General features: G+C 43.1%; 19 protein-coding genes. All 19 read right to left on the bottom strand.

Features of this window, described 5'->3' with window-relative positions; translation table 11 throughout:
• Positions 1–118: 118 nt before the first annotated feature.
• The 19 genes from G633_RS0107770 to G633_RS0107860 all read right to left on the bottom strand — a co-directional run bounded on the left by G633_RS0107770 (position 119) and on the right by G633_RS0107860 (position 19,839).
• A complete protein-coding gene (locus G633_RS0107770; protein ID WP_026519580.1) occupies positions 119–2,587 on the bottom strand; it encodes a collagen-binding domain-containing protein in 2,469 nt (822 codons plus the stop codon).
• A 255-nt stretch (positions 2,588–2,842) separates the two neighbouring features.
• A complete protein-coding gene (locus G633_RS0107775) occupies positions 2,843–5,062 on the bottom strand; it encodes a hypothetical protein (protein WP_026519581.1) in 2,220 nt (739 codons plus the stop codon).
• A 171-nt stretch (positions 5,063–5,233) separates the two neighbouring features.
• Positions 5,234–5,959 (bottom strand): hypothetical protein, encoded by a 726-nt coding sequence (locus tag G633_RS0107780; RefSeq protein ID WP_026519582.1) that lies wholly within the window; start codon positions 5,957–5,959, stop codon positions 5,234–5,236.
• Positions 5,949–6,626 (bottom strand): DUF4230 domain-containing protein, encoded by a 678-nt coding sequence (locus G633_RS0107785; RefSeq protein WP_022768354.1) that lies wholly within the window; start codon positions 6,624–6,626, stop codon positions 5,949–5,951. The genes G633_RS0107780 and G633_RS0107785 overlap by 11 nt, the downstream gene beginning before the upstream one ends.
• 69 nt (positions 6,627–6,695) lie before the next feature.
• The gene (locus tag G633_RS17775) at positions 6,696–6,914 is read right to left on the bottom strand and encodes a hypothetical protein (protein ID WP_022768353.1); all 219 of its coding nucleotides are present in this window, start codon (positions 6,912–6,914) and stop codon (positions 6,696–6,698) included.
• A 119-nt stretch (positions 6,915–7,033) separates the two neighbouring features.
• Positions 7,034–7,828 carry an RnfABCDGE type electron transport complex subunit B gene (locus tag G633_RS0107795; RefSeq protein WP_026519583.1) on the bottom strand — a complete coding sequence of 265 codons (795 nt, stop codon included), beginning with the start codon at positions 7,826–7,828 and terminating at the stop codon, positions 7,034–7,036.
• Positions 7,829–7,845: 17 nt separating this feature from the next.
• The gene (gene rsxA / locus G633_RS0107800) at positions 7,846–8,433 is read right to left on the bottom strand and encodes an electron transport complex subunit RsxA (protein WP_026519584.1); all 588 of its coding nucleotides are present in this window, start codon (positions 8,431–8,433) and stop codon (positions 7,846–7,848) included.
• Positions 8,433–9,212 (bottom strand): electron transport complex subunit RsxE, encoded by a 780-nt coding sequence (gene rsxE / locus G633_RS0107805; protein WP_026519585.1) that lies wholly within the window; start codon positions 9,210–9,212, stop codon positions 8,433–8,435. Before rsxE ends, rsxA begins: the two co-directional genes overlap by 1 nt.
• Positions 9,213–9,217: 5 nt before the next feature.
• Positions 9,218–9,826 carry an RnfABCDGE type electron transport complex subunit G gene (locus G633_RS0107810; protein ID WP_026519586.1) on the bottom strand — a complete coding sequence of 203 codons (609 nt, stop codon included), beginning with the start codon at positions 9,824–9,826 and terminating at the stop codon, positions 9,218–9,220.
• A complete protein-coding gene (locus tag G633_RS0107815) occupies positions 9,823–10,773 on the bottom strand; it encodes an RnfABCDGE type electron transport complex subunit D (protein ID WP_022768348.1) in 951 nt (316 codons plus the stop codon). The genes G633_RS0107810 and G633_RS0107815 overlap by 4 nt, the downstream gene beginning before the upstream one ends.
• Positions 10,774–10,786: 13 nt before the next feature.
• A complete protein-coding gene (locus tag G633_RS0107820; protein WP_026519587.1) occupies positions 10,787–12,013 on the bottom strand; it encodes an RnfABCDGE type electron transport complex subunit C in 1,227 nt (408 codons plus the stop codon).
• Between the two features lie 125 nt (positions 12,014–12,138).
• A complete protein-coding gene (locus G633_RS0107825; protein WP_026519588.1) occupies positions 12,139–13,329 on the bottom strand; it encodes a ribonuclease H-like domain-containing protein in 1,191 nt (396 codons plus the stop codon).
• 100 nt (positions 13,330–13,429) lie between these two features.
• Positions 13,430–14,215, bottom strand: coding sequence for a CheR family methyltransferase (locus tag G633_RS0107830; protein ID WP_022768345.1), 786 nt, complete (start codon positions 14,213–14,215; stop codon positions 13,430–13,432).
• Between the two features lie 165 nt (positions 14,216–14,380).
• Positions 14,381–15,526 carry a 30S ribosomal protein S1 gene (rpsA, locus tag G633_RS0107835; RefSeq protein WP_026519589.1) on the bottom strand — a complete coding sequence of 382 codons (1,146 nt, stop codon included), beginning with the start codon at positions 15,524–15,526 and terminating at the stop codon, positions 14,381–14,383.
• Positions 15,507–16,358: a 4-hydroxy-3-methylbut-2-enyl diphosphate reductase gene (gene ispH, locus G633_RS0107840; RefSeq protein ID WP_026519590.1), complete on the bottom strand. Its 852-nt coding sequence runs from the start codon at positions 16,356–16,358 to the stop codon at positions 15,507–15,509. Before ispH ends, rpsA begins: the two co-directional genes overlap by 20 nt.
• A gap of 4 nt (positions 16,359–16,362) precedes the next feature.
• A complete protein-coding gene (gene cmk / locus G633_RS0107845) occupies positions 16,363–17,031 on the bottom strand; it encodes a (d)CMP kinase (RefSeq protein ID WP_026519591.1) in 669 nt (222 codons plus the stop codon).
• A gap of 19 nt (positions 17,032–17,050) precedes the next feature.
• On the bottom strand, positions 17,051–18,319 hold the full coding sequence (locus G633_RS0107850; RefSeq protein ID WP_026519592.1) for an NAD(P)/FAD-dependent oxidoreductase: 1,269 nt from the start codon (positions 18,317–18,319) through the stop codon (positions 17,051–17,053).
• A gap of 1 nt (position 18,320) precedes the next feature.
• On the bottom strand, positions 18,321–19,262 hold the full coding sequence (locus tag G633_RS0107855; protein WP_026519593.1) for a MurR/RpiR family transcriptional regulator: 942 nt from the start codon (positions 19,260–19,262) through the stop codon (positions 18,321–18,323).
• 25 nt (positions 19,263–19,287) lie between these two features.
• Positions 19,288–19,839, bottom strand: coding sequence for a TetR/AcrR family transcriptional regulator (locus tag G633_RS0107860; protein ID WP_026519594.1), 552 nt, complete (start codon positions 19,837–19,839; stop codon positions 19,288–19,290).
• Between the last annotated feature and the right edge of the window lie 118 nt (positions 19,840–19,957).

The following is a 19,957-nucleotide window of genomic DNA, read 5'->3' on the forward strand; positions in this document are numbered from 1 at the left end:
TTTCCGAACACAAATTTTTTTTAAAAATTTAATTTTTATTCAAATCCGACTCTTTTAGCACATAAAAATGGGTCTGACCATCAGGCCAGACCCAAAATAATCATGTATTTTTATTTGTTTATCTTCTCTTTCTGAGCGATGTAAGTGCTCCGAGAGCTACTGTAGCAGCACTTAAGATTATCATAGAAGCTACAAGCGGATTCTGAGCCATATCGCCGGTTCTTGCTCTTCTTGCTCCAAGAACCTGTGGCAGATCTCTTGTTGCTCCAAGTACCTGAGGATCTTCCGCGCGTACAATTACGGTGTTATCTACAGGAGGATCAACAGGTGGATTTTCTTCAAGTGTTGGAGGTGTAGGAGGAGTGGGTGGAACCACGATTACTGATGGTGGTGTATCAGGAATATCCACGGTCTTTGTCTCTGTCCAGGTTCCTTTTCTGCTCTCCTTGGTGTACTTAATGAACTTAACCTCATAAAGGCTGTCAATCATAGTAAGACTTCTTGTATACTCCGTCTTATCAAGAAGTACTGAATCAGTCATAATTCCTGAAACAACGTAATTCTTAACCGTCTTATTGCCGGCAAGTGTGTAATAGGTTCTGCCGGTTGCTCCGACAACCTTGCTATCTACAAGGAAGCCCTTAGATCCAAATGTACTCCAGTGTCCTTCTGCTGCACCATTAATCTCATTGCAGATAATTGTTCCACTGAAGTTTCCGCTGTTAAGAGTAACTTTAGAGTTAGGAGCCAGGATATTTCCTACGTTATTCTCGCACTGAACGTTGATCTCTTTTGCCCCTGTCACAAATGTAATGTCAGGGCTGATGCCACCAAAATCATTCTGATGATTGCCGGTCTGGTTGGACTGGTAGTTTGACTTAGTGGTCACGATAGGCATTGTAACCTTATCACCGGTAAGAATAACTGTTACCTTCTCCGATGTTGCAATGCGAATAAAAGTATCACCTACTGTTCCGTCAACGTAGTAGGTTCCGCCTTTTGTGATGTCAATTTTATTCTTCTCAGATCTCTCACCTACGCCTGTGTACCAGTTCAATGTATTGTCAGCTGTCTTTTCAGTTGAGAGAATCTTGTTCATCTCGTTAACATAGGTTGATGTATCAATACCATAAGAAGTACTGGACCTGATATTATTATGCTCGTCGTAGTAATAATATCTTCCGCCTACGATGTAGCTGCACTCCTGATGCTGAGTCATTGTGCCATTAACCGCAAGAATGGTAAAAGACTCATCGACTGAATTTACTTTATAGTAAACAGTAGTGCCGTCAGACTTGGTCTCTTTATAGATTGTCTCGCCGTCCACAACCTCTTTATCCTTAAGAGCAATGATCCTGTTATATTCAGCTTCAGATGTAACCTTATAGCCGCTGAAGTTAGTGATGATGCCGGTTTTCTGCTCTTCAGGTAAAGGATGTTTTACTATTTCAATCTGATAACCGTCTGCTTCAAGGGCTGCTTTTGCTGCCTTTGCTTCATCCTCTGTTTCATAGATTATATCGCTGGCATAAGCTTCACTGTGGGTTCCGGTTCCATATCCGACAGTAACCAGCGCGTAGCCGCTCTTTCTTGCCTCATCCATTTCTGATTCTGCTGCTTCTGCTGTCTTATACTCTTCCTGAGGCTCGTATTTCTTTACCTTCTCTTCGAGGTTCTCTATAGAGCCAAGGATAAGCTCTTTTAACTCAGTATCAGTTACTATCTTTGTAACACCATCTTCAACATAGGTAATATCGTACTTCTCTCCGCATGAAACAGATGGAGCTATGATAAATTTTGTGTCTTTGGCAATAGAATTCTTTGTTAAAAGATCTGTCTGCTCGCTTGTAAGTGTTGTACTGCCAAGAGAATACTCGATCCTGTTATCCAAAGCATAACTTGTATTCTCATTTTCAAGCGCGTCCTTTATCTCATCAGGCGCATCAGTAAGAGGAACTTCCTCATCTCCTATCACAGCTATCACCTTTGATTCAGAAGAGCCCACTTTTGACTCAAGAATGAACTTATCTGCGCCACCAAGTGCATCGGGATCCTCAATTTCCGATACACGATTTCCCTTATTATCAGTAATGTAGTATTTCTTTGTTATACTATCAAACTCAATACCACTGTTTTCTGTATTATTCCCCGCCTGCTCTTCAACCTGGCTCTTTATCTCTTCTGCGAGCTTCTCATCAGATGTTGTTACAGTGGTAGTTGATGTAGTCTCTTTAGTATAAACGTCCTCTATGTATTCACCGGTAGTTGTGACTGTGTTTCCGTCTTCTACTACTGTGACATTCTCTGTATCTTTCGTCAGCTCCTCAGGGCTCTTTGTGTTCTCAACAACATTAACTTCAGTCTTTACATTCTCAAGACTTTCATCAGTGTTTTCTATAATTGCAGCAGCCTGATCCGCAACAGAATTCTGAACAGCTTCAGCTGCATTGTTATCTGATGAATCATCTTCAGGAATTCCATCACTTGCTTCTGCAGTAATTCCGTTTGCTGCAAAGACCAGAGTTCCGGTCATTAGGCAAAAGATTCCTTCCCTTATAGCCTGAGGAACATTGTTGTACAGTTTCATTTTAACGCCTCCATACCACACACATTTTTTGCTAAACAACACGTTGCGAAATACATCCTAAGGCATACACTATCATAAAAATAATCACATTTTTCACTATTTTTGATGTTTATGATTCTTTTAAGTTTTGCTTTATTTTATGTTTATTTTTTGATATTTATTCATACATAATAAGAGCGGATCTTTCGATCCGCTCTTACTATTGTGGTGTTTGATTAAAATATGTTTAGAAGTGGTAATATTTGCTTTAATTGATTATCCCTGAGCGTTTGCTTTTGCATTCCTTCTTCTTACGTACTCTTCAATTGAGAGTGCTGTAATAGCTGCGAGAATGATAAGTACCCACCAAGGGAATGGAGTCTGTGTAGCAATAGGAGCTGCTGCCTTAGCTGTCTCTTCTTCTTCGATTGCTACTGCTGGCTTTGTCTCTTCTTTCTTCTCTTCCTGCTTCTTCTCTACTGCCGGAGTTGCCTTTTTCTCTTCTTCACCTTCTCCTGCCTCTACTGCTGTAGCTGCTGCGCCTGATCTTGTTCTTGTTGCTCCGAGAACTGCCTGCTGAGGTGCTGGTGCTGCAGGAGCGGGTGTTACTGCTATAGGTGCTACAGGAATGTAATCTGTTGTGTCGTCAGGTGTTGTATCGCCTGTAGGCTCGCCTGTTGGCTCACCTGAAGGTCCGGGGCCGGGTGTAGGAGTCGGAATAAGATAATCGAATCCTTCTTCAAGTGCTGCAAGAGCTCTGTTTGCTTCATCCTGTGCTATACCTGCATTTATTGCTGCTATGAAGTATGCACCCTTCGCAAGGTTATATCCTGACAATGCTGAGTTGTATTGATTTCTTACCGCACTCAGCGCCTGTGCTGATACAAATTCTTTTGCCTTAAGATTTTTAAGTGCCTTTGCTGCATCGATAACTGCTTTCTGAGCATCTTCTACTGCTGCAAGTTTTCTCTCAGCAGCCTCTTTTGCTCCCTGTGCTGTACCGATTTCGCTGTATGCGTTCTGACGTGCCTGATCAAGTTCTGAAAGATCTACATTGATAAGCTTGTTAAGTCCGTCTATAACACCCTGAGCTTCATCAACCTTACCATCTGCACTGTTCTTGTCAGTTTTGTAATAATCTATTTCTTTATAATACTCTACGTAATTACCGGAAACTTTCTTTTTAATCTTGATCCAGTGAACTGACTTATGCCCGTCAACTATATATGTTTTATCCTCTACTTCATATAAGAATTTATCAGTTTTTGTATTACCGTCTTTATCTTTATAAGTTACAACAAACTTGTTATTACTACTGCCCTTGTTTACTGAAATTATTTCATTACCAAAGAGTTTATATTCTACCAGTGCCTTTGCCAGATCTTTATCTGCCTGATCTATAAGTGCTGCCGAACGTCCGCCATAATCGTAGTAATTCTTATAAGTATTCCAGGTATCTCTTTCATCCTGCTCAATTCCGTTAACCTTTTTGATCAGTGCCTCAAGAGCCTTCGCATCATCAAGTGCTGCCTGTGCGTCTGCAAGACTATCTTCTGCGTCTTTCTTATCTTGTACTGCTTTATTGTATGCACCGTCTGCTTCGTCGTATGCATTCTGCTTATCTGTTACGTTCTGCTCTGCGATGCCTTTAAGTCTGTTTGCCTCAGCTACTGCAGCCTGTGCATTGTTAAGAGCACTTGCCACATCACTTGAGCCATGAAGCCAAGTAATAGATGATTCCGGATTAAAGAACATGCTGTTATATCCATACTTGTTCTGAATCTTTAAAAGTTCTATCTCTGCATCAAATACAGCCCTATTTGCATCTGTAAGCGCCTTCTCTGCTTCATCAAGATCTGCCTTAGCCTGATCCTTAGCCTCTTTTGCGTCCTCAAGCTTTTCTCCCAGATCTTCTACAAGCTGCGCTGCATCGTCTGCCTTAGCCTGTGCCTCAGCTGCAATTCCTGTCGCCTGAGTCTTAGCTGCCTCTGCTTCTGCCTGTGTCTCATATGTTTCACCAGCCATCGACTCTACTGTGTTCGCATCCTGATATGCTCCAACTGCATCAACGAATGTTCCTATAACCGCGCCACCTGCCTGTGGCAATGTCTCTCCGACTTCCTGTAAAAAATCGCCTGTGCTTTCCTTGGCATCTTCTACTGCATCGTTGTAATCATCAATCTTGTCCTGTGCTGCATCATTGAGTTCATCCAGTTCTTCGATCGTATTATCGATATTCTCAAGTGCTGTCTCTGTGTTCTCGAGATATTTATCTGTTGTAGGCTGTGCTACCTCGTTATCCGGAAGCGCCTGCTCTACTGCTGCCTCTGCTGCTTCAACCTTCTCTTCTACCGCATCATTCATCTGGGGTGCTGCTTCAACTACTGCAGGCTCTGCAATAGGCTCACCCTCTTCAGCAAAAGCTGCTATGGGTTGAAGTAATAATGTTAAACTGATACCAAGTGCTAATAATTTTACCATCCTTGTGTTCTTCATATGCATCCCTCACTTTTCATTCAAACCAAACACCGCTACCTTTAAATTGTGTTCATTCTGTGAACTCTGTATGCATATAATATCAAGGTGGTAATCATAGCACTTATCATAAACTTCTTGTATTTTGTTGTTTAAGTCTTTGCTTATGAGTTGTTTATATTCAGTTTATATTTATACATTTCCTCCCGCATAAAACATAATTTTCATTATCCAGACCAGTAAGACAAACACAAGCACAGGAACTATGCAGGCTGTGACGATCATAACCGCCAAAGACTCAGTAAGATCGCTAATAAAGTTTGTCACCTTGTCGATGGTGTTGGTCGTAATGGTTGTTATCTCTCCAATGATTCCGCTGTCCGAGTCTCCCGAAATATCCAGGTTATTATACTCCTCGATAGTCTGAGCCACAGTATCCTCCTGGGTTTGATAAATCTTATCAGAGAGCAGCGTACTGGCCGGAACAATGAGGTAAATTATAACCCCGATAATGGCAAGCTTACCTGCCAGGGATAAGAATCTCTTATTTCCGCTTATGATCACAGCCGCAACAATGATAAGTGCCAAAGGTATCAGCACGGAGAACGTGATATAACCTGAGATGGTAATAAGAAACTTCTCCAGATACAGTGCGCTTAGTATTATTAGAAAATACTTGGCAAGCTCTGCCAGCTCGGTTGCAAGAGGCGTACATAAATCTCCTGGAAGTACTGAGAGCGTTGCTGATGCACCTGCTGCTCCACCTGAAAGAGTCATTACCGCGCTGATCTTATTCTCTGTTTTTTCTATAGTAGAGGCATGATTTACAGGATCAGCTGCCCAGGGTGCTATTATGGTAAAAGAAATTACGGCTGCCAAAAGAACTACTGCCACAAGCGCAATTTTTTTAAGACTCATAGGGGTTACTCCTTTGCTCAAACTCTATAGTATAATTTTCAGTCCCGGGCATATTTACAATGAAATTCCTTATAAGCTCTTTTGCCTGCTCGTTGGACCTCTCAAGTATTCCGCTATCCAAGGCCTTTCTCTCTGCAGTTTCTTCAAACTCTGCCATGGACATGTTGTAATCTTCTAAGTTAATGGGATTCCATAAAGACTCTTTTTCCGAATATATCCTGAAGCTGTCCATATCGATGTCGGTTGACTCAAGCTCTGAATAGGGAATCTCAACTGTAAGTGTCTTAGTCTCTTCGTCCTTCGAGACGGTGACCTTCCCAAAATCGATTCCTGCTGTTACCTTGCCATCATAGCTATAGGTAAATCCGGATTCTGAATTGATCAAATTAAGAATTTTCTTTTCTTTTGTATAGGTTTCAACCTGAGTGAAGTAATACTCCTGGGTTACAAGAACGCCCATATTTTCAAGACCATCTTCAATGGTCTCTACGTTTACGGTAACAATGACCTTCTCCTCTTTGGGAGCAAGAGCCGGAGTCTTATAGTCGACTGACTGTTTGTCCGCCATATCACTGCGGAACCTGATTACAAGAATGATTGCGACAATAAATGCAAGTGCGATAACTGAAATATAAAATACATCTTTGGGATTCTTTATATTCTTCATGATCGTGCCCCCGTAAATTTAAATATATCCCCGTAGAGCTAAGCTCTGCGGGGATACTATTATTATATCTCATCCTATATGAAAATGCTGATTTTCTTCCTGTTGCCCTTTGGACATCTTCATGGCTTCATCCATGAGCTTCATCAGTTCAAGAGCGCTTCTGAATTTCTCTCTTCTGTTCTCTTCAGCCCATACAACCTCGCCCTGCCAGGTTTCATTGCAACAGTGCTCTATTTTTACTATAAAGGTTCCATTACTGTAACCGTTGTTATGTGATTTTGGATTCATAAACACTCCTCGCCAAATTATACTATCATCTTTTATTGTATGAATCTCCCCATCATAAGAACCATCATAATATTAAGAATTTTTGAAGAATTTTCAAAATCCTTATAAAAATGCAAATATCACAGAGCTTTTATAGCCTTCTTAGGACATTTTTCCACACATGTTCCGCAATGTGTACACTTCTCCTGGTCTATATGAGCTACATTGTTCTCAACAGTTATAGCTCCTGCAGGACAGTTCTTTTCACAGATGTGACATGCGATACATCCGATACCGCAGTACTGGTTAACCAGTTTGCCCATGTCCTGAGATTTGCAGGATACAGCGCAGGTAGCGTCATACGGAATAAGATCAATAAGATGACGAGGACAAATATCTATACACTTGCCACAGGCCTTACATTCTTCCTTATCAACTACTGCTACACCGTTTACCACATGGATGGCATCAAACTGACATACAGATACGCAGCTTCCACCGCCAAGACATCCGTAGGTACAAGTCTTGGAACCGCCACCGGGGAGCTGGGTCTGAAGTCTGCAATCAGCTTCTCCGTTGTACTCGTACTGGCTCTTAGCCTTCTCACAGTCACCCTGACAGTGAACATATGCAACCATCCTGGTGGAATCTCCGGCCTCAACGCCCATGATTCCTGAGATTATCTCAGCTACCGGAGCGCCACCAACCGGACACTGATTAACTGCTGCCTCTCCCTTGGCTATTGCTGCTGCACATCCCGAACATCCCGGAAATCCACAGCCACCACAGTTATTGCCCGGAAGAGCTTCAAGTATTGCAGCTTCTTTTTCATCTACATCAACATGCAGCTTAAGGTCTGCCACGCCCAGGATCAATCCGATTATGATTCCGGCACCGGCAACTACCAAAGTTGCTATGATTATTCCTGTTACCATAGTCTTATCTCCTTGTTTTATTTAAGAGCACTGAATCCTGTAAACGCTATTGCCATAAGTCCTGATGTAAGAAGAACAAGGGGCATTCCCTTGAAAGGAGCGGGAATATCGTTGTACTCCATCTTCTCACGAAGGCCTGCAAGAATAACGATTGCGATCGTAAATCCTACTGCAGTTGCAAATCCGCAAACCACACTCTGAAGGATTGTGTATCCATCAGTTACGTTGTTGAGTGCCACACCGAGAACCGCGCAGTTGGTTGTAATAAGAGGAAGGTATACACCAAGTGCCTGATACAAAGAAACTACGTATTTCTTGAGGATCATCTCAACAAACTGAACGAGCATCGCAATAACAAGGATGAATACGATGGTCTTAAGATATGAAATATCCAGTGGTGCAAGTATGAACTTATAGATAATGCTGCAAACCAGTGAAGCCATGGTGATTACGAAAATACACGCTGCTCCCATTCCAAGAGCTGTGTCTGTTTTCTTGGAAACACCAAGGAAAGGACAAAGTCCGAGGAACTGGCTAAGTACTACGTTGTTAACAAGTGAAGCTGTGATCATGAGCCCCACAAGACTTAAAATAGATTCTGTCATTATCCTTTAGCCTCCTTTCCAGCTTCTTTGCCTTTCATTATCTTGTCTGCTGCAGCTTCTTCAGCTGATGAGCAGCATCCCTGGCCAAACTTCGATGTGTCTTTTCCCTTAGCAGCCATGTTCATCTTGATCTTGTTCATGATAGCAATAAGGAATGCAAGAACAAAGAATGCTCCGGCCTGCTGGATAAAGATACTTACAGGCTGATACTGTGAAAGGAAAGCTCCTACTGCTCCGGGAACCACTGTCCCCTCGCCAAGGATCTGAACATCAAATGCTGTTCCGGCACCGATGAACTCTCTCACAAGACCGATACAGGTGATGGCACAGGTAAATCCTATACCCATACCGATTCCATCAAAGAATGCAGGGATGATACCGTTCTTGCTGGCGTATGCTTCCGCTCTGCCAAAGATGATACAGTTAACAACGATAAGAGGGATATAAACTCCAAGCGCTGCATTAAGAGCAGGAACATAAGCTTTCATAAGAAGCTCAACCAGTGTTACGAAGGAAGCTATAACAACGATGAAGGAAGGAATTCTGACTGTTGAAGGAATTGTCTTCCTAAGTGCTGAAATAACCGCGTTACTGAGTGCAAGTACAAAAGTAGTTGCAAGTCCCATACCAATACCGTTTATGGCTGATGATGTAACAGCCAGTGTGGGACACATACCAATCATAAGGACCAGTGTAGGGTTCTCGACAACAAGTCCGTTAAAAAATCTCTCGGCAGGAGTGTTCTGTTTAAAGCCTAAAGCGCCTTTTTTTGCTTCCATGCTTATCACTGTCCTCCTTTCAATACATTTTCAAAATATGAAACTGCCGCATTTACACCGTTTGTAACAGCTCTTGATGTAATTGTGGCACCTGAGATTGCCTCGATCTGTGAATTTGCATCAGTTACCTGACCGCTTTTTGCAACTGTAAGTGCAGAAGCTGCCTTGTCTACAAACTGCGGAACAAGAACCTTCTCAGCATTCATTCCAAGTCCGGGTGTCTCAGCGATCTTGATAATAGAGATACCGTTTATAGAGGACTCATTTGTGATACCAACTGTATAGGTGATGAAATCACCATAGCCCTTGGACTTAACCTGGATAACATATCCAAGACCGTTTCCGGAAGCGTCCTTAGCCTCTTTTACACTCTCGATAGATACTCCCGCAAAGTCTGTAGCAACCTGTGCTGCTGCAGCTTCATCAAGAGCTACATCCTCGAAGGTCTGTGCAGAAGCGAATACCGACTGATTAGCCTTATCCTGTGCAAGCTTCTCCTGGTAAGCGATAGGGTCTTTTGTAACCTGATATACAAGGCCAAGAAGAACACCTGCAACTAATGTGATAGCAAAAAGGATAAGCGCATTTTTGATCATTGATTTTGTATCATTCATGCTTTTTTCGCCTCCTTCTTTGCTGTTTTCTTAATACCGAAGGCTCTCGGAATTGTGTACTTCTCGATAAGCGGAACTAAGAGGTTAGAGATAACGATCGCAAAGGAAACGCCCTCTGCATTAGCTCCGAGTATACGGAATATACCTGTAAGAAGTCCCAAGATCACACCGTAGATAACCTTTCCCTTGGGAGTGATAGGGCATGTTACATAGTCGGTTGCCATGAAGAATGCACCGAGCATAAGCCCGCCACCTGCAAGGTGTGCAGCCAGATATGAGAAGTTAAAGCCATATCCGCCAAAGAGAACTACGAACAGTGAAAATGTAATGATATAGGTAAATGGAATCACATAATCAATGACACCGACTGCAAAGAGGATCATGGCGCCGATCACGATGCAGAGCATTGATGTCTCGCCGATGGTTCCTGCTGTCTTACCGATGATCATATCCATAACAACGGGCTCAACACCGTTCTTGAGATTCTGAAGAGGTGTTGCTCCTGTGTATGTATCTGTGATGAAATTGGTCATAATTGCAGGGAAGGATATAACAAGGAAGCACCTTCCGCCAAGAGCCGGGTTCATGAAATTCTGTCCAAGTCCGCCGAAAATCTGCTTAACCATAATGATGGCAAAAGCACTTCCGAGGATTGGGATCCACCACGGCACAGTGGATGGAAGATTAAGGCCCAGCAAAAGACCTGTTACAACAGCTGAAAAGTCTCCGATAGTGATGGGCTTTTTCAGCGCTTTCTCATATAGGAATTCCGCAAGCACTGCAGATCCAACAGATAACAAAATGATAATAAGTGCATTCAGTCCGAAGTTATAAATACCAAAGCCGGTAGTAGGAAGAAGTGCTATAACTACCCACATCATGATATTGGATGTGGTTGTCTTACTTCTAACATGCGGATTGGATGACACTCTTCTTAAATCGCTCATTCAAATGTCCCCCTTACTTCTTTCTCTTGCCGAGCTGGATCTTTCTCATACCCTTGATCAGCTGAGTGAGCTGACGTCTAGCAGGACAGATATATGAGCAGCATCCGCACTCGCAGCATTCCATTCCGTACATATCAAGGAATGCCTTCTCATTGTTATGTTCTACCGCATCCGCAAGATTCTTGGGAACAAGATGCTCAGGACATACTTCTACGCAGCGTGCGCAGTTGATACATGCTGAAGGCTCCATTGCTGCGACCTCATCCTTGGTAAGGCAGGTCAGAGCTGAAGCTGTCTTGGTGGTAGGAACATCAAGATCAAAGATGGCAAATCCCATCATGGGACCACCTGAGATGATCTTGGCAGGCTCAGTCTTAAAGCCGCCTGCGTCCTCTAAGAGTTCGCGATAGTTTGTTCCAATCCTTACTTTATAGTTCTGGGGCTCTGCAACAGCATCACCTGTGATGGTTACAATCCTCTCCATGAGAGGTCTGCCCTCTTTAACCGCTCTGCATACTGCGCAGAGAGTATCAACGTTATCTACGATACATCCGGCATCGGCGGGAAGCATCGAAGAATTGATCTCTCTTCCTGTGCAGGCATAAATAAGCATACGCTCAGCGCCTTCAGGATACTTGGTCCTGACAGCCTTTACGCTTATCTTATCCTCATCTTTAGTTAATTCTTTGAATTTGGCGATTGCATCGGGCTTGTTATCCTCAATTGCAAGAATTCCTCTTGCATTAGGGAAGATACTTACAGCAATCTTAAGACCCTCTAAAAGAAGCTCAGGCTCTTCGATCATCCTTCTGTAGTCAGATGTAAGATAAGGCTCACACTCTGAGCAGTTAGCGATGACATAGTCGATCTTGTCCTGAGGAGTCATCTCCTCGTAGGGCTTTGCCGGTTTAAACTCCACTTCTTCATATTTACCATCGTTCTCGACGATGATACTGTTGCACATAGCACCGGTTGCCAGTCTTCTTGGTTCGATTGCCTTAACAGTTCCGGATACGGTTGCAAAGATCGGTGCAGAAACAAAACCACCGGCCTCGGCAATCATCTGACCTGTCAGGACATGGTCGCCAACAGCAACAACGGGCTTAGCAGGTGCGCCAATGTGCTGGGATACAGGATATACCAGATCCCCTTTTGGCATTACTGATTTGATGGGTTTATCCTTAGAAAGCTCTTTACCTTCATAAGGGTGGATTCCCCCCGTAAAAGTACCTCTTGCCATTTCCTACCTTCCTCCGATTTTAGAAATCTTATCTCAAAGAATTTGAGATGATATACACTTATTTATTATACTCGCTTTTGTCTAAAAAATTATGATTAATCTCAACTTTTTTAGTTATTCTTTTGTCAATAAATGCCCAATATATAAGCAATTACATGACATGCGTAAAGACTCATTGCGAATCTGCTCTTCTTCATATTTTCATTCAGGTCAAAGAAGAAGCTCTTATCTTCATAGTCCCTCTTAAAGAACGGAGCAAAAACAAGATCCCACTCCATAAGGTACTGTCCCTGTTTTTTGGTGTAGCAATTTTCAGGCTTTGCCTTTTCCCTGAAATCCTTGTCAACAAAGGTCGCAAGGCTCTTATGGATTGCCATGTCCTCCTGTGGCAGATAATAGTAATCCTTGTAATTCGAATAGAAGTACTTAAGCTCCATCTCATAAAGCGGAACTCTTAAGGTCGCTTCTCTTCCCGATGTCTTAAAAAAGCATCCGTCTACATTTCCTGAAATGGATGTCGGAAGTTCAATCGGAAGCACAAGCTTCATAAACACTTCCATCTTTTCCGTTCTGTCCAGGTCTTTATACTTATTGGCCTGGACCTTAACAGCCTTAACAGGAAGCTCATCAGTTATGTAGTCCTGTTCATTTATCTCCTCATCGGTTCTTACCGATACCTTGGGAAGATTATCAAACATCTTGAAGAACCTGCCATATAGAAGGATGGGTGCCATCCTCATCATTCCCTTTACGTCTTCAAAATTGTGAAGGAGAAGGAGCTGCAAAAGCTCAGAACTCTTGCTCTCCTCGTAGTCCTTGTATACTGCGATGAGTTTCCCTCCGTCGTACTCATCCTCTCTGTCGATCTTAAGGAACCTCTCAATTGTCTTTTGCTTGCAATCGGGAAGTCCGAGCTGTTTTTTATAAGGCTTAACCCATTTGTACAGATCAAAGGATTCAAGTCGTCCAAATGGGTCCGTCAGCTTATGCTCCTCGTACTTACTCTGAAGGAACGGAATATCAAATCTGTCCCCGTTGAAGTGTACTACTTTGGTAAAAGACCTTGAGAAGTCCGAAAACTCTGATAAGACCTTTTCTTCCTCCTGTGCATTCTCGCCAAAGAACTGCCTTATTACCCACTTTCCGTTCTCCCAAAAACCGGTACCTATCATGTAAAGGTCCGAATTTCTTGGTGAAAGACCTGTTGTCTCAATGTCAATAAAAAGAATGCCCTCTTTGCTGCATCCTACGATCTCAGGCAGCATCTCAAGAGCATCACTACTTATTCCCTCAATTATTTCACTGGTTTTCTTCATATACTCTCCCACTTTCTAAATCCCCTACAGTATCTATGATACCACAAAAAAGACACCTCTTTGTGTCAAAAGAGGTGTCTGAATATCATGTTTTCTAAACTTATGTCATGGGCTTTTCGTAGTAGAAAGAGTTCTTTCTTACAAATCCGATATCCTTGTAGTTAACGATCTGCTCGGTACTTCCGATAAAGAGAATTCCACCGGGCTTAAGGTTTGCGAAGTACTTTCTGAAAATATCATCCTTAGCTTCTTCAGTGAAGTAGATAAGTACGTTTCTGCAAACGATCAGGTGGCAATCCTTCGGATAAGGATCACGGAGAAGGTCAGCCTGTTTAAAGGTAACCCTTGATGTGATCTCACTTGAAACCTTCATCTTGCCATCAGGTGTCTCTGTGAAGTATTTCTTTTTAAACTCCTCAGGAACTCCTGCTATTTCCTTCTTGTCATAGATGGCTGCCTTAGCCTTGGCAAGTACTACTGCATCAAGATCGGTTGCATATACGTTGATCTGATTAAGCGGTAAATGCTTAGAGAGCATCATAACAATGGTATAGGGCTCATCACCTGTTGAACATGCAGCACTCCAGATCTTTAAGTTCTTACCGAACTTCTTCATAAGCTCGGGAACCATTTCCTTGTCCATAAGCTCCCACTGCTCTTTGTTTCTGAAGAACTCAGATACATTGATGGTCAGATATGTAACAAAGGAATCCAGTGCTTCTCTATCTTTCTTGATCAGATTAAAAAATCCTTCATAACCGTTAACTTCATACTTACCGATCAGAGTATCAATCCTTCTCTTCATCTGCTTCTCTTTGTAAGCGTTTAAGTCAATCTTGGTCAGATCGTAAACATTTTTCTTGAACCACTCGTAATCAGCTGCCATAAAGCTCAATATCCTCCTAAACAAAATTTAGTAGTTGTCACTACTTCAATTTTATATTAGTTCGAATTGTATGTAAAATTAAATAAGTATAAATAAAATTTCGTCAATTTTTGCATAAAAATAAGGAGTGGAATAATATTCCACTCCTTAATATTTTCAGTATGATCAGTTCTCTTCGTTCTGCTCTGCGATAACCTTGTCGATGTCAACTGATACTACATCGCCCTCTTCCTCAGCAGGAGCTTCCTCTTCCTTCTCAGGAGCGAACATAGCCTTGATTGAAAGGCTGATCTTCTTGTCTGCTTCGTTGAAGTCTACGATCTTAGCTTCTACTTCCTGACCTACCTTGAGGACATCTGCAGGCTTCTCAACATGCTCTTTTGCAATCTGAGATACATGAAGGAGTGCGTCGATACCGGGCTCAAGCTCTACGAATGCACCAAAGTCAGTCATTCTGGCAACCTTACCCTTTACGATGTTTCCAACTGCATACTTCTCAGTAGCATCCTTCCAAGGGTTCTCATTATCGAACTTTCTTGAAAGAGCGATCTTGCTTCCGTCGATTGACTTAACAAGAACCTTAACTGTATCGCCAATCTTGAATGCCTTCTTGGGAGACTCAACACGGCCCCAGCTCATCTCGGAGATGTGGAGAAGACCATCTGCTCCGCCAAGATCAATGAATGCACCAAAGTCTGTAACGTTCTTAACTACACCGTCAACAATGTCGCCGGCATGGATTGTATCGAAGAGCTTCTTAGCTGCTTCTGCCTTCTCAGCTGTTACGAGCATTCTTCTGTTACCGATGTATCTTCTTCTCTTAGGATTGTACTCAGTTACAACGAACTGGATCTCCTGATCCTGATACTTGGAAAGATCTTTCTCATAGCTGTCTGATACAAGGCTTGCAGGGATGAAGATTCTAACTTCATCAACTACTACTGTAAGTCCACCCTCAAGTACCTGTACAACCTTAGCTGTAAGAACTTCCTTGTTGTTGAATGCTTCCTCAATTCTCTTGTTGCCTCTGTCAAGGGCAAGTCTCTTGTATGAAAGAATAACCTGGCCGTCTGCATCGTTGGTCTTAAGAACCTTAACGTCCATTGTGTCGCCAACCTTAACGGCTGTTGTAAGGTCAATACTGTTGTCGTTAGAGTATTCGCTCTTTGTTAAAACACCGTCGGACTTGTAACCAATGTTAAGGATTATCTCGTCAGGCTTAACGTCAATAACAGTTCCCTCTACAACCTCCCCTGTGTGAATTGTTTTGAACGATTCGTTAAGCATCTGTTCAAAAGTTTGTTCTGACATGTTTCTGAACCTCCTCAATAATGTTCTTTGGGGTTGAAGCCCCGGCGGTAATCCCGATCAGCTTGGCCGATCTGGGTATCTCCAGATGAAGATCATCTAAAGTCTGAATAAAATATGTATTTGTGCATTTATTTGCACAAATCTCGTACAGTTTCCTTGAATTGGAACTGTGTGTGCCTCCTATGACAATCATGACGTCAGCTCTGGATGCAATTTCCTCAGCTTCTGTCTGCCTTTCATCAGTGGCGTTGCATATTGTATTCACAATATTAATATTGTAACCAACATTTTTAAAGATTTCAATGGTTTCTTGAAATTTGTTTTTGTTAAAGGTAGTCTGGGACACGACTGTGTACTCGAGTTTTTTGTCACCTTCAAATTCCATGGCCTTTTCCGGGGAATCTATAACGTACACAGGGCCTGTGGCGTAGCTTACAATCCCCTCTACTTCCGGATGGCTCTCGCTCCCCACAACTATGATGCTCTTTCCCTTTTTACTCTCATCCTCCACGATCCTGTGGATTCTCTTAACAAAGGGGCAGGTGGCATCAATTACATTAAGTCCCGACTGCTCAAGCTTTTGATGAACTTCCTTTGTGACACCGTGGGATCGGATAACAACAGTGCCTTCACCTATGCCTTCAAGCTCATCTACGCTCTCTATCACCTTGACTCCCTTTTTCTCAAGGTCGCTGACAACGGTCTCATTGTGAATGATCGGACCGTATGTATAAATATTCGAATTCTCTTTTTCTATCTGCTCATATACGGTTTCCACCGCCTTGGTAACTCCAAAGCAAAAACCCGCATGTTCGGCTACGATCACTTCCATATCATCACCCCACAGCTATATGGTACAGCTCAAGTATCCTGTCCTTAACCTCATCGATGGTCATATCTGATGAATCCAAAAGCACTGCATCTTCAGCCTGCTTAAGCGGAGATATCTCCCTGTGCATATCGCGGTAGTCTCTATCGATGATGTCCTTCTCGATGGCATCAAAGTCACAGCTTACACCCTTTTCCGTGAGCTCTTTGTATCTGCGCTCAGCTCTTACCTTGGAGCTTGCTGTGAGATATATCTTAAGATCTGCCCCGGGAAGCACCACGGTTCCTATGTCTCTTCCGTCCATAACAACGTCAGTGGTCTGCGCAAGCTTTTGTTGAAGCTCAACAAGCTTTTTCCTCACATCGCCGTTTACGCTGCTGGCTGAGGCCATGTTACCTACTGCCTCTGTTCTTATAAGAGAGTTTACATTCTCTCCGTTAAGATAAACCACCTGTATACCATTCTCATATTTGATGGTTATATCTGCGCTCTGACATGTGGCACTTATCTTCTCGGACTCACTTGCATCAATTCCGTTATTTATCATATACAGGGCCATTGCTCTGTACATTGCACCGGTATCCACATAGATAAAACCAAGTTCCTTGGCAACCTTCTTGGCAATGGTGCTCTTTCCTGCTCCGGCAGGTCCGTCTATTGCTATACTTCTGCTCATTATATTTTATCTCCTGAATTTAATTTACTGCACTGATTCCCGCAAGATGTCCCGTGGACCAGGCAACCTGAAGGTTAAAGCCTCCTGTCACGGTGTCGACATCAAGAACTTCTCCTGCAAAGAAAAGTCCCGAAACCAGCTTGGATTCCATGGTGGAAGGATCAACTTCTTTTACACTTACTCCACCTCTTGTAATTATAGCCTCATTAAAGTCCCTTGTCTTCTTAATCGTCATCGGAAGGTTCTTGATGAGTTTTCCGAAGGAGAGTCTCTCCTCTCTGGTGATGCTGTTTACAGGCTTCTCCGGATCAATCCCGGAGAGTCGAATCATCACAGGTATCAGCTTTGAAGGGAAAAGACCTCCCAGCGCATTTTTAAACTGTCTGTTAGGAGCATCATCGAAGTCCCTAAGGATGCGCTTATCAAGCTGAGCTTCATCAAGAGCGGGCTTAAGGTCCAAAAGAAATCTTCCCTTTTTATCCTTGTCATAGTAGCAGCTCGATGTCAGAACCAGCGGACCACTTATGCCGAAATGCGTAAAGAGCATCTCTCCGAAGCCGTCATATACAGGCTTAACCTTCTTGGCAGGTGCCTTGTCTTTTGAAGGATCCTCTAAAAAGAGCTTAAGACCAACATTTTTAAGCGAGAGGCCTTGAAGATCCGTGCACCAGTCTTCCTCAACCTCAAAGGGAACCAGTGATGGTCTTGTGGGAACCACTGTGTGTCCAAGATCTTTGGCAAATCTGTATCCGTCTCCGGTAGAGCCTGTTGACGGGTAGGAAAGACCACCTGTACATACGATCACGCTGTCAAACTCTTCTCTTGTTATGGGCTCATCCTTTTTGCTGTAGGTTATTGCCTTTACAGCACCTTGCTCAGCTTCTACGGAGAATACCTCAACTTCAAACTTTACGTTGACGCCTGCCTTCTTGACGGCATTAAAAAGAGTCCTGATGATGTCCGAGGAATGGTCAGAAACAGGAAATACCCTATCACCTCTCTCCACCTTCAAATGACATCCGTTATCCTCAAAAAAGTCCATCACGGCCCTGTTATCAAAGCCGTAAACTGCGCTGTACAAAAATCTGGGATTTCTCCTGACATTGTCAAAAAAGTCAGTGACATCGCAGGCATTGGTGACATTGCACCTTCCCTTACCGGTTATGTATATCTTTTTCCCGGGCTTTTCATTTTTTTCAAAAATAGTGACGCTTCCGCCGCTTTCCGCAGCAGATAGCGCCGCCATCATACCGGCTGCTCCGCAGCCGATCACTGCTATTTTTTTCATATTATTCCTTATCCTTACGACCAAGGGAAGTATTTACAAGGTGCATCCCCAGATCGTCAGAAGCAAAGTCTATCTCATCATTGAGATATACCTGATAATTGTTCCAGGTCTCTTCCAGCATCTTGAGGTCAGCCTGAACCTCGTTGGGTCTTCTCATGCAAAGAGCTACAACCAGAGCGTTTATGACGCTGAGCGGTGCTACGAGAGAATCAACGATTGAAGCCATCTCGCTCTTTGCCAGGATATTACAGGATGAGTACAGGTTCATGGGTGAATGGACAGAATCAGTGATGGTGATGACCTTGGCGTTTCTGTCGTTGGCAAACTCCATGCACTTAAGTGTTCTCATGGAATATCTCGGAAAGCTGATTCCTATGATGCAGTCTCTGTCTCCGATCCTGATCATCTGCTCAAACATCTCACTGACACTGGTTGTCCTGATCAGAACGTTGTTTCCTCTTATCATATTCAGATAGAAGTGAAGAAAATCAGCAAGAGGCTCGCAGCTGCGAAGGCCTACAATATAGACCGTTCTGGCCTTGAGAATAATATCAACCGCTGTCTTAAAGGCAGCAACATCAATATTATTTATGGTGTGCTGAATATTTGAAATATCAGATGTAAGGATTGCCTGGAGAATCTCACCTTCACTACTCTTGCCAAATCTCCTGCCTACCTTCTCTACGGATCCGAACTTATCTCCCACCCAGGAAGCAAGCGCCTTCTGAAACTCGGGATATCCTTCATATCCGAGACTCATGGCAAATCTTACAACGGTGGATTCACTCATCCCTACGATCTTGCCGAGTTCAGCAGCTGTCATGAATACAGCCTGCTCGTAGTGATCACAGATATAGCTGGCAATGTTCTTTTTGCCCTTGCTCATCCTGGAGTAGCATTCATTTATTCTGGTAATTACATCTACGTCTGCTTCGAACTTCATAACCCCTCTGAAAACTTACAGCCTGTTACTGCGCAAATGATCTGTATACTGATTCAAGCATGTTTACACTGGTAGCCTCATCGAGGTCATAATCTCCGGTAACTGCCATGCATCCTGCACCGTGGATGAATATCCACATCTGCATAAAGAGCTGCTGTGCATTCTTTGCACCGGCTGCTGTGGCTCTGTTTATCTCTTTTACCACGTTCTCATCGGTTCCGTTTACAAGATCGTACATGCTCTTGCCGTCAGGTGTCTGGCCTGATACAAAAAGGAGCTTGAAGAGATGCGGATACTTCTGGGCAAAGCCGATGTATGCAAGGCCGAGGTCAACAAAAGGAACCTCATGGTTCTTGGCAAACTCTGCATAGTACTCGGAATAGAACTCAGCTGTCTTGGCATAAACGTCCTTCTTCAACTCGTCCATGGTCTCATAAACTCTGAAGATAGGCTGTGTAGAACAACCTGTTGCAGCAGCAAGCTTCCTGGAAGTAATAGACTCAAAGCCCTCTTTCTTGGTTATTTTAAACGCAGCATTCACTATTTCTTTTTGCGTGATGGTAGCTTTTCTAGACATAAATCTCCTCCTGACAAGACCGCTACTTATGAATTTCAGACTATCTAATTAGTAGCGTGCGTTATTATTCTACCCCAATGCCAGGGCACTGTAAAGAAGATTTAATAAATAATTTGTG

This window comes from Butyrivibrio sp. FCS006 (genome assembly GCF_000424525.1).
Lineage (GTDB): Bacteria > Bacillota > Clostridia > Lachnospirales > Lachnospiraceae > Butyrivibrio.